Below are 10084 nucleotides of genomic sequence, written 5' to 3' on the forward strand. Positions count from 1 at the left end.
GATCACAGACTGCCGGAAGGAACCAGCCATGCCCCCCTCCCTCAAGATCGCCGTCGGCAGCCTCGCCGTTAGCGTGGTCGTGCTCGGCGTGAAGTACGTCTCCTAGCTACTCACCGGCAGCGTCGCCCTGTACTCGGACGCCCTGGAGAGCATCATCAACGTCGCGACCGCGGCGGCGTCCGTAATCGCCAACCGCCTCGTCCCGGTGCTGCGGCCTGGAGACACCGTGATCTTCGACAACCTACAAGCCCACAAGGTCAGCGGCATCCGCGAGCGGGTCGAGGCGGCCGGCGCGCGGCTGCTCTACCTTCCGCCCTACGGCCTCGCCTTCAACCCGATCGAGTAAATCTTCGCCACGCTGAAAGCGCTATTGCGGACCACCGCCGCCCGCACAGTGTCGGACCGCTGGGACACCATCCGACACGCCTTCACCCGCTTCACTGCACCTGCAGCTGCTCGTGGACGCCTACAACTACGGACGCCGGCTTAAGACCCTGCGCGGCCTCACGCCCTACGAGTTCATCTGCCAGACCTAGACGAAAGAGCCAGAACGCTTCAGGCTCGATCCGTCACACCACATGCCGGGACCGGACATCTAGCTCCCGGCCGTACGGCAAATCGCCCTTCAGCGGGCCCTCAGGTAATCACTGTTTGGATCGAGGTAGCCGGGTCCGCGTACGCTTCGCCTGTCGCCGAAGCGAGTGAGTACGCAGCCGATCAAGATCGGCTTTTGAACTTGCCCGCACCTGAATCATGACCCCGGAGCGGCCGCGTTGGCAGCGGCATTCATCTGCAACTAGATTGTCATATTTGGTCATACATAGATAATTTTTCCTTTCAAATCTCTAGAAATAAAATATTGCGATCTAGGGATATCTTCGTTGCGCAAACTCGAGTATCTAGTTCTTGTCTTTGACTTTTTCTGTTGAATTGCAGTTCGTGATAAATCATCCGCAAAAGGGTGAACATACTGTGAAAATCCGCCGAACTTTCTTTTGCGAGATAATGGAGAAAATAGCTGCCACAATGCCTCGTTATACTCGTCATTCACAACTATAGGGGTATTGCTGTTGGACAACAGGTAATTCAGATCGCCAACCTCAATCCTAAGCGGCGTTCGAGCTAAAATTCTATCGATCATAACAAGTAGAGCAGCATCACCAAGATATTTGCTTGGATATGCACCTCCGATATCGCTATGTACGCCAGGCATCCACAACTGCTCTACAACGGTATTTGGGTCAAAGCTACCCTTCCAAGCAAGAGGCTCAAAGAAGTCTCGAGTTTCGTCAATTGCCAGTAATTGCACAGCGTTTTTGACACAGGGCGCTACCTCCATACCGTGCAAGTTCAGCTTCTGCACTCGCTTTAGCCTACCCATACCGCCAATGACCGTGTCAAAAATGCCGAGGAAATCTACTACTGCCTTCTCGCTCCTGCTATGATTTCTCACCAGATCTAAACTGTTCCGCACGCCTTGGTCTAGCGTTGAGTCATCTTTGCCAAATGTTTTCTGCTTGTAGACTTTCCAAAGATCTGGCATATAATGAATGCGATCGGGCTGCAGAATCCCGTATGACAGCAAACCAGTTACGGCGCGCGCCACAGCCGCTCCGCGGGAAAAACCAAACAAATATATCTTGTCTCCAGGCGCATAGTTGGAGCAAATATTCAAATATATATCTTCGATACTCTCGTCTATTCCGTAAGAAAAACCTCCTGATGTATATCTTCGAATACCATTTACCCCGCCCAACCCCCGCACATAGTGTACAATTTGTGGGTTATAGGGCCCCTCCTGCAGCTCCAGATGCATGTTTAATTTGTATATGTTGGATATTTGCCCAACTGCAAGCGCTGATCCAGCGAAAATCCAAGTTCCGTCTATCAAATAAATCAAGTGCTTCATGCTGACGGTACCTATTCCAATTAGTTTTACGAAGAATGCTTCTGATTCTTCCGTTCCGTTTCCAAGGGTCAAATTGAACTGAGGCGCCGCTTATGCAACCAAGGCTGCCGGACATAATAGCCATTGAAGCTGCCATGGCCAGCTTGCAGCCTCAAAGCGCGTGTCGGTGCATGATGGTTGCGCACATAAAATAATACACCCCGAGCATCACTCGCAATTCAACACCTGTTGGTCGATGCCATGCTGAACCAGCATTACCGTCTATGAATCCTAAATATTGAGATATCTCATTGATCTTGCGCCCGTACTGTTCGGCAAAAGCTATGTAGGCTTCCGCACGATTAATTTGCTACATTTGATCAATTTTGAGCGCGCGCTCGTCGCAAGAACTCTGACCAAATAGCGAGCACTGCATCTAGCGTCTCCGGGTCACGCAGGCGCGCAAGCGGTACACTCGGCTCGCCATCAAAAGCGCGGTCCGAGAACTCAAGACCTGTAGCCTGTGCCATGGTAGCAACCAGCTGCCGGCGCGCATCTTCCTCGTCGTAGGGCGGCAGGGTCTTGACGGCGTAGAGACCTGTCGTTACGCGGCCGCCAGCCTTGATGAACGCCGGATAGCCTGTGCGTCCTCCAAGCGTAAGCTTGACGAAGAGCGAAGGCCGCTGTGACCGCGTCGTTCCGACTTCGGCCCCCTGCGCCTGCCACCAATCGCGAATAACCACAGCGAGCGCCAGTTCCTCGGGCCCGCGCTCCGCCTCGAATTGGGAAAACCAGTCCGCGACGCTGGGAGGAGGACCGCTTAACACGGAACCGCTGACACCGCCCTTGCGCCGCTCGGCCTCAGCGGTGAGCCCGATGACCCGGGGCACCAGGGTGCGTAGCCCTGGTCCGGAATAGTGGCGAAGCTCTAGCGCAATAACCTCGGCCGGGTTCATCTGTGCATTCAGGAACTCGACGATGCGCTTCAGCTCCGGGTGAATCACGTCTGCCACGAACACCATACGGATGCGCCCAGCCCGCAGGTTCATGTCGACCCGTGACCAGAAGGCGCCGGCGTCTGCCTCCGGGCTTGCGAGCAGGGTCCGCACGGCATCATCCGGCTCGCGACCATCAGCCGCGCAGGCGCGTTCGAATTGCGTGCGCAGCATCTCAGCGGGCCAGTAGATGACACCGTTGGCGGCGTAGTCCAGCATCTGCGCTACCACCTCCCGGCGCCCGCGCGTGTCGCTAGCCCTTTTCACCTCGACCAGCGTCGGGACACCGTCCTGATCGACAAAAAGGTGGTCGAGCGACCAGCGCCCAGCACCGCCCTCCTCACCCGGCACCGCCTGCTCGCGCGCAATTAAGAGCCACCGACGCGGGCTGTTGGGATTGACGGCCTCACCTGCGAGCAGGCTCGGGTGCGAGGCCAGCAGCGTCTGGAACAGGCTCTCACTCTCGAAGGGGCTTGCGCGCATCGCCACTAGTGTACCGTCGTCGCGCACGATGAACATGCCGTCGCTCACGTCTCAACTCCCCTGCGGTAGGCGTCCGGCGAGCTTGCGCACATTCTCCGGCGTCCAGCGACCACCGCGCACCGTTGTGATGCCGTCCGCGTTCAGGCGCTCGGCAATCACCCGCCAGCGGCCCGCGCCTTCGGGAACGTCTGCCAGGACGGCCCGCAGGCCGGCGTAGGCGTCGAGGCGCAGCGCGGCCATGGCCTCGGTTTCGCGTTCGCGCCAGTCCGTGAAGTGCTGGACGGGATCAAGGCGCTGGTTGTCGAGGACGATCGGCTCCGGTGAGAGCGGGATGCGCTCGATGTCCAGCGTCCGCAGGTGATCGACGAGATAGCGGTTGTCGCGCCAGGACCGCTCGTCGAAGGCGACATGGATCAACGCGGCGCGCCGCCCGCCCGTCAACTCGCTGACACGGTCCAGCGCCTCGTGCACGGCCGCAGTCGCCCGGTCGGGCCGAGTGTCCATGAAGGCGATCTCGCCGAGCAGCCGCCCTTCCAGACGGCCTTCCAGGGCAAGGACGTAGCGGTGTGTCAGGGCCCGCTGGTAGCGGATCGTGGTGCTCACCGCGGCCGCGGCAGCCGCATCCCTGGGCAGGTGACGAAAGCCGATCCGGTTGACAGGCAGCGTCCAGTAGAAGCCGACATACGCCCCGCTCATGCCCTCTCCCGCGCGCAGCCCGGACAATTCCGACGGACGGCCCGGGCAATGCTAGGACGACATAGAACTGTCCCGCAACCAAGGAGGACAGGATGACCAAGACCCCGGATACCCCGCTCCGGATCGCCGAGATCGCCGTCGGCCGGGCGGGGGGACGCATCGGCGTCACGTTCGCTCCGGGCAAGCGTCAGCCGTTCGGGCTGACGGGCCCCCATCGTCGCGACCTCGGCGCCGACCTCGACGTCATCGCCGCCTGGAATGCCGCCGCGGTGGTGACGCTGATGGAGGCGCACGAACTCACGCGCGTCCGGATCGCCTCGATCGGCGATGAGGTCCGGCGGCGGCATATGGAGTGGCATCACGCGCCGATCGTTGACGTATCGGTGCCGGATGCCGCCTTCGAGGCAGGCTGGCCCACGCTCTCGGCCCGATTGCGGGGGCTGCTGGCTCGCGGCGCGCACGTTCTGGTGCACTGCCGTGGCGGCCTCGGCCGGGCCGGCATGGTCGCCGCACGTCTCCTCGTCGAGACCGGGCTGGACGCCGAGGCGGCAATGGCCGCGGTGCGCGCGGTGCGCCCGGGGGCGATCGAGACGCCGGCGCAGGCGCGTTGGGTGGCTGCCGGACGAGGTCGTCCGCTGCCGCCACCATCGACCGGGATTGCCGCGATGCGCGACCGTGCGGTGGGGGCGCTCGTCGGTCTGGCAATCGGCGACGCGCTGGGGACCACGATCGAGTTCTCGCCCAAGCCCCGCCGCGCGGTCCTGACGACGATCACCGGCGGTAGCCCGTTCCGGTTGGCGCCGGGTCAGTGGACCGACGACACGGCCCTGGCGCTGGCCCTCGCCGACAGCCTCGTCCACGATCCGGGCCTCGACGCCCGCGACCTGATGAACCGCTTCACCGCCTGGTACCGGCGCGGGGAGTATTCCTGCACGGGAGCCTGTTTCGACATCGGCAACGCCACCCGGGCCGCGCTTGCCCGTTATGAGCAGACGGGCGATCCGGTCGCCGGTTCGACGAGCGAGGCGGCTTCGGGCAATGGCGCCCTGATGCGGCTTGCCCCGGCCGCCATTCGCCACTGGCGCGAGGCGGAGACCCTGCGTGCGGTTGCGGACCGTCAGACCCGCACCACGCACGGCTCGCCCTCGGCACTGCGCTGCTCGCGCCAGCTCGCCGATCTGCTGGCACGGGCGATCGGCGGCGTGCCATTGCACGCGGTGCTGGGGAGCGAGACCGGTGAGGCGATCGAGGGCGGCTGGCGCGGGGTGCCCCGTGCGGCGATCGAGGGCTCGGGCTACGTCGTGCGTGCACTGCAGGCCGCGGTGTGGGCGGTGGCCCGTACCACCGACTTCCGCTCCGCGGTGCTGCTGGCAGCCAATCTCGGGGACGATGCCGACTCCACGGCAGCGATCGCCGGACAGCTCGCCGGTGCGGTCTACGGTCTCGCGGGCATTCCGGGGGAATGGCTGGCGGTGCTGGCGTGGCGCGAGCGGATCGAGAGCGTGGCCGCACAGCTGTTCGAGGCCGGTTGTCCCCGGGAGCAGGCACCCGGGCCCTCGTCCGAGCGCCTCTGCGAGACCGGTGAAGGTGCCAGGATCCTCCGGACAGGCATCGGCGAAATGGTGTTTCGCGATGGGCGCCTTGTTCCGAAGCACACGCTCGACCGGAGCGCGGAACCCGCCGCCACCGACGCCGCCCATCCCGGGGCCGCCGCAGGGTGGCCGCGGGCGGTCGACGAGTTCGTCGCGTTCTGGTCGCGCCTGGAGGGTGCCGGCGTTCACTCGGACGACCGCGGCCAGATCCCAGGGAACGACTTCGCCCTTGGTCTGCACCCCGTTCCGTGGGCCGGGCCCCTGCGCAGCGCCAGGGCGTACATCCTCGTACTCAACCCGGGTTTGAGCGAGGACGACGCCACGCAGGAGGCCCGCCCGGCCTTCGCGGCGGCGCTGCGGGCCAACCTCGCCGGGGATCAGCCGTATCTCTACCTTCTGGATGAGCACGCGACCCATCCGGGCCATCGCTGGGCGCGCCGGACCTTCGGACCCGACATCACGCAGGCTGATGCCGCCGACATCTGCATGCTCCCGCTCGTACCCTACCACTCGCGCGAGGGCGCCGTGGCACGTCGCGTGGCGCCGGCACTGGCCTCCTCCCGGGCGGTTCGCCGCTTCGTGCGGGACGGGTTGCTGCCGCATGTCCGGGCCGGACACGCCGTGCTGATCGTCGCCCGCTCAGCGCGGCTGTGGGACATCACGGACGAGGAGCCCGGTGTCGTGATCTATACCAGCAGTGAGCCCCGCCGCGCCTTTCAAACGCGACAAACCCGCGGCGGCGTGCTGCTGCGGCGGGTGCTGGGGCGCTCCGGGTAACATCAGAAGCGGCCAGGCCTCGAGGGGTGGACCCCGCCGACGTGATCACGCTCGCTGAACGCGGTTGCAGGTGCGTCGGTCCATCCCGGCTCGCGAACACGCTCTCTAGGAAACCTAACGAACGAGCGGACATCCGTGGGCCTGCCGCGCCGCGCCGTCCCCTCCCACTGCCTGTGCTGATCCTTCCTCCAATCGACGCGGAGCACCGATGCGTGATGAGTTCATCCCGACGCTGACTCACGCCACCGAGTGGGACAGCGCTCTCCTTCCGGTCGAGGAACTCCATGCCTCGCATGCCTTTACCGTCTCAATGGCCGCGGGACTGAGCTTGAGAGCGGGCGAGGGATTGCTCGACGTCGTGATCCTTCTCAGGGCGACGACCGACCCGTGGCGAAACGCGGTCTCTCGATGTCGCGCGCCGATACACGACCCGGCGCTCGATCGAATCGGCTGGCGCTTGGCTGCGGGCGTGGACGCCGACGGGGAACCGTCCGCGCGGGACGGCCCCGCACGAGGATCGCATTCTAGAGTCCCTCGGCCTCGGCGCGGAAGGCGCCACTCTCCGTATCGAGGTGGGTGAGACGCATGGACATCTTGCTTGGGAAGCATTCTTGGATCGAGCGGGGCTCCGCGTTCCGGTCTCGCGCGATGGCAACAATGATCCTGAGAAGGCCCCCACAGTGATCACGTGCCCACGCCATGTTGTCCATGAGCTCCCTGAAACCTGGCCGCCTATCGGGATGCCGCGGGTCGTGCCCAGGCCGTTCGTATATCAGTTTTCCTTCGCGGCGGACGAGCTGATCCTGCCAGAACGTCACGACAACGGTCTTGCTCTCTTCGTTCCGCGCCGACCAGCTCCACTGCACATTACGGGGTTTCGTCCCGAAATGCGCGAAGGCGCTGGTATGCGTCCACCTCCTCGACATGCGCTCCCCCTGCTCTGGACAACCACGGCTCGGCCATCGTTTAAGCCGGAGGAAGGGAGGGAACGATGGCCGAAAACGCAACCCCACACTGATGCAACTAGCGCCAGCTCTCGCGACCGGCTTGGCGGTTTTGGTCGCACTCTTATTTGCGGTCCTCGGCCCGACAGAGCAGCGAAGCTAGATCTTACTTGCTGCCTGCTCCAGGCCAGGAGCGACGTCACTCGGGCGATGCTGATCGTAAGTGGAGGTACGGGAAGTTCGCAGCTGATCCTGCAGCCCTCCTTAAAACATCTCTCTGACATCAGATTTTTCAGGAAGTTCGTCGTGCTGATCCAAGCGAGGCTGATATCAGGTCTGACACTTGGTCAGCAGCGGCGCGAGCTGGATCGCGTGCGATGTGGGCGTAGCGCTGCGTTGTCTTCGGGTCCCGGTGGCCCAGAATGGCGCCGAGCAGAGGCAGGCTGCTTCCGGAGGATGCGCCCACACTGGCGAAGGAGTGGCGCAGGTCGTGGAGGCGCACGTCCGGTAGCCCCGCCCTCGCCCGGATACGCTCCCAGGCTTTGGCGAGGCCCACGAATGGACGCCCCGGCACGCTACCGGTGAATACGAAAGGGTTGCATGCCAATCTGGGCTGCGCCTCGATCAGGAGGAGCGCCGCGGTGCCGATCGGAATGGCCTTCGCGCCGGTTTTGCTCGTGGGCAGGCGGAGATAGCCGTGCTCGCGATCGACATGCGACCACTGCAGGTGCAGCACCTCGGATTTGCGAGCGCCCGTCAGCAGAAGAAGGCGGATCGCCCCCGTCACGGACGGACTCTCAGCGTGCAGGGGCGGTCGCGGGGGCTTTCCGCGGCCGCCTCCCTCCGTCCAGGCCGCCAGATCCTGCGCATGTTGGCGCCAGGCCTCGTCGCAGGCCGAGAGCGCCTGTCCGAGACCCTGGAGTTCGACGCCCGACAGGAAGCGTTCGTTGCGCTTGTCCTTGAAACGCTGCACGCCACGCACCGGATTGTCGGTGCGCAGCCGCCGGCGCACCGCAAAGGCGAAGATACCGCCCAGAAGCCCAACCGTACGGGTAGCAGCGCCGCGCCCCCCCTCGACGATCGCGCGGCCCCGGACGCCTGTCTTCACGTCGAGGGCGGTTTTGCCGGCCGCCACATCGTGGAGGAATGTCTCGATGTGATCGGGCGTGACGTCCTGCACGCGCTTCCGGCCGAGCAGTGGCTTGATATGGCGCTCGATCCGGCTTCCATCCGTGAGGATCGTCGAGGCCTTCTTCGGCTCGTCGAACTTCGTGAGGATCTGCCCGGCGCGCGCCGCCGCAAGATAGAGATCGCACAGCTCGGATACCGTCAGATCGGCGGTCGCCTGCGCGCGCTTGGCTTCCTGAGGGTCCGTTCCGTTTCGAGCCTGAGCGAGGAGCCGCAAGGCCTCGTTTCGCGCGGTATCGGGTGTCCAGGGCGAACCGTGCTTTCCGATTGTGTGCCACCGCTGCCGGCCGTTGAAGAGGTACTTGAGCGCGTAGCTCTTCGTGCCGTCGGAGTTCACCCGCAGCCCGAAGCCTTTGAGCTCCGCGTCCCAAAGGGTGTAGCGCGCCGCTGCCGGCTTGGCTGCCTTGACGATCTGAAGGGTCAACCTGCCGGCCACGCCGACCTCCGGGCTACAACGGGGCTACAGGATTCTAGCGTAGACGAGGTTGCGCCTGTCGGGAAGTGTCATCCTAACCCTCTGATTTTGCGTGGTCTACTGGAATCATGGCGGCGCGCGTCGCCCAGGATTACTGCCCTCCGAAGGCAAAGGTCACACGTTCGAATCGTGTCGGGTGCGCCAATCTTCTCAATGACTTAGCTGCAAAGGCAGCCTCACCGAGCCGGTCTGGTGTCACCAAGGCGTCACCGGCAGCGTGATTCGCGCGGCACGGTGACGAGAGAGCCAAGGGTGAGACCGGGCTACGGTTTCTCAGCCCCTCCCCTCTGCCGCGCCTTCCGCGAACTCGACCATGAGCGTGCGACGCGGTGCCATCCCTGGAACAGGACGGACCTGCTCAGCCATGCCGATCAAGGCCCTGAACGACCGCAAGAAGCTCTCTTCCGACTTCAACGAGGCCAACGACGCCTTCATAGACGCCGTGCTCGGCGCGCTCCAGGCCAGCGAGATCCCGCCCGACCTCGCCCGGGCCTACCTCGCCCATCCGGTCGCCATGATGCACGCCGACGGGGCGCAGGCGGTTGCCAACTACTTCGAGCGCCTCCTGTCGCAGAAGCCCAAGATCGACTGGACGCCGGGAGGCTGACTGGCGCCTGCGTCGAGACGCCTGGAGCGCTGCTCGTCACCGCCGCCGAGAAGCTGTTCGGCAACCGGCCGGTACGAAGCTGGCCGGGGCGGCGATGAAGCCAAGCGGGCTTCGGACAGGGAGCGGCATGGCTTCCTGCAGCCGAGGAAGATCAACCGTTCACAGTCCGTTGATGTTGCCCGCCGACAACTTGAAACGGGCTGCCGAGCGCGAGCGGAACAATTAGCTTGGCTATTTGTTCCGCTCTCATGGAACACTACAAATCGACCTTCGCCGTCACGGGCATTGCCGTGCTGGGCCTGATGGCCGCTGCCGGTATCCTGCATCCCGGCAACTTTGAGCGGCAGGCGCAGCCGGCGGCCAGGAGCCACGCAGTGGCAGCAGCCCCGACGGCTTGGGTCGATCCGCCGGCGAGCCGCAACGTCGCTCTGCGGCGGGC

6 protein-coding genes and 3 pseudogenes are annotated in these 10084 nt (G+C 64.0%); 5 read left to right on the forward strand and 4 right to left on the reverse strand.

All coding sequences use genetic code 11. The annotated features are described in order from the left end of the window. Positions 1-196 precede the first annotated feature (196 nt). Both AX737_RS19535 and AX737_RS36055 read left to right on the forward strand, forming a co-directional pair. Positions 197-490: pseudogene (locus AX737_RS19535) on the forward strand (transposase); the annotation flags it as partial. Beyond that, positions 444-599: pseudogene (locus AX737_RS36055) on the forward strand (integrase); the annotation flags it as partial. The pseudogenes AX737_RS19535 and AX737_RS36055, both read left to right, overlap by 47 nt. Positions 600-814: 215 nt before the next feature. Here AX737_RS36055 and AX737_RS32265 read toward each other — a convergent pair. The 3 genes from AX737_RS32265 to AX737_RS19545 all read right to left on the reverse strand — a co-directional run bounded on the left by AX737_RS32265 (position 815) and on the right by AX737_RS19545 (position 4062). Continuing rightward, positions 815-1909, reverse strand: coding sequence for a DUF2235 domain-containing protein (locus AX737_RS32265; RefSeq protein WP_082773154.1), 1095 nt, complete (start codon positions 1907-1909; stop codon positions 815-817). A 359-nt stretch (positions 1910-2268) separates the two neighbouring features. After that, positions 2269-3414, reverse strand: coding sequence for a hypothetical protein (locus AX737_RS19540; RefSeq protein ID WP_066924287.1), 1146 nt, complete (start codon positions 3412-3414; stop codon positions 2269-2271). A 3-nt stretch (positions 3415-3417) separates the two neighbouring features. Further along, the gene (locus tag AX737_RS19545; protein ID WP_066924289.1) at positions 3418-4062 is read right to left on the reverse strand and encodes a hypothetical protein; all 645 of its coding nucleotides are present in this window, start codon (positions 4060-4062) and stop codon (positions 3418-3420) included. 92 nt (positions 4063-4154) lie between these two features. Here AX737_RS19545 and AX737_RS32270 point away from each other — a divergent pair, with 92 nt between their 5' ends. Beyond that, entirely contained in the window at positions 4155-6431 is a 2277-nt protein-coding gene (locus AX737_RS32270) for an ADP-ribosylglycohydrolase family protein (RefSeq protein WP_082773155.1), read from the forward strand. A 1236-nt stretch (positions 6432-7667) separates the two neighbouring features. Here AX737_RS32270 and AX737_RS19560 read toward each other — a convergent pair. Further along, positions 7668-8999, reverse strand: coding sequence for a site-specific integrase (locus AX737_RS19560; RefSeq protein ID WP_082773156.1), 1332 nt, complete (start codon positions 8997-8999; stop codon positions 7668-7670). A gap of 403 nt (positions 9000-9402) precedes the next feature. Between AX737_RS19560 and AX737_RS19570 the strand changes: the two genes are divergently transcribed. Together AX737_RS19570 and AX737_RS35135 are read left to right on the forward strand one after the other, a co-directional pair. Beyond that, positions 9403-9645 carry a hypothetical protein gene (locus AX737_RS19570; protein WP_066924295.1) on the forward strand — a complete coding sequence of 81 codons (243 nt, stop codon included), beginning with the start codon at positions 9403-9405 and terminating at the stop codon, positions 9643-9645. 248 nt (positions 9646-9893) lie between these two features. Beyond that, positions 9894-10084: pseudogene (locus tag AX737_RS35135) on the forward strand (hypothetical protein); the annotation flags it as partial.

It is taken from the genome of Methylobacterium sp. CCH5-D2 (genome assembly GCF_001556475.1).
GTDB lineage: Bacteria > Pseudomonadota > Alphaproteobacteria > Rhizobiales > Beijerinckiaceae > Methylobacterium > Methylobacterium hispanicum.

Bases quoted from the DNA above. Each gene is read 5' to 3' on its own strand.
- AX737_RS32265 (WP_082773154.1), bottom strand. From the start codon at position 1,909: ATGAAGCACTTGATTTATTTGATAGACGGAACTTGGATTTTCGCTGGA.
- AX737_RS19545 (WP_066924289.1), bottom strand. From the start codon at position 4,062: ATGAGCGGGGCGTATGTCGGCTTCTACTGGACGCTGCCTGTCAACCGG.
- AX737_RS32270 (WP_082773155.1), top strand. From the start codon at position 4,155: ATGACCAAGACCCCGGATACCCCGCTCCGGATCGCCGAGATCGCCGTC.
- AX737_RS19570 (WP_066924295.1), top strand. From the start codon at position 9,403: ATGCCGATCAAGGCCCTGAACGACCGCAAGAAGCTCTCTTCCGACTTC.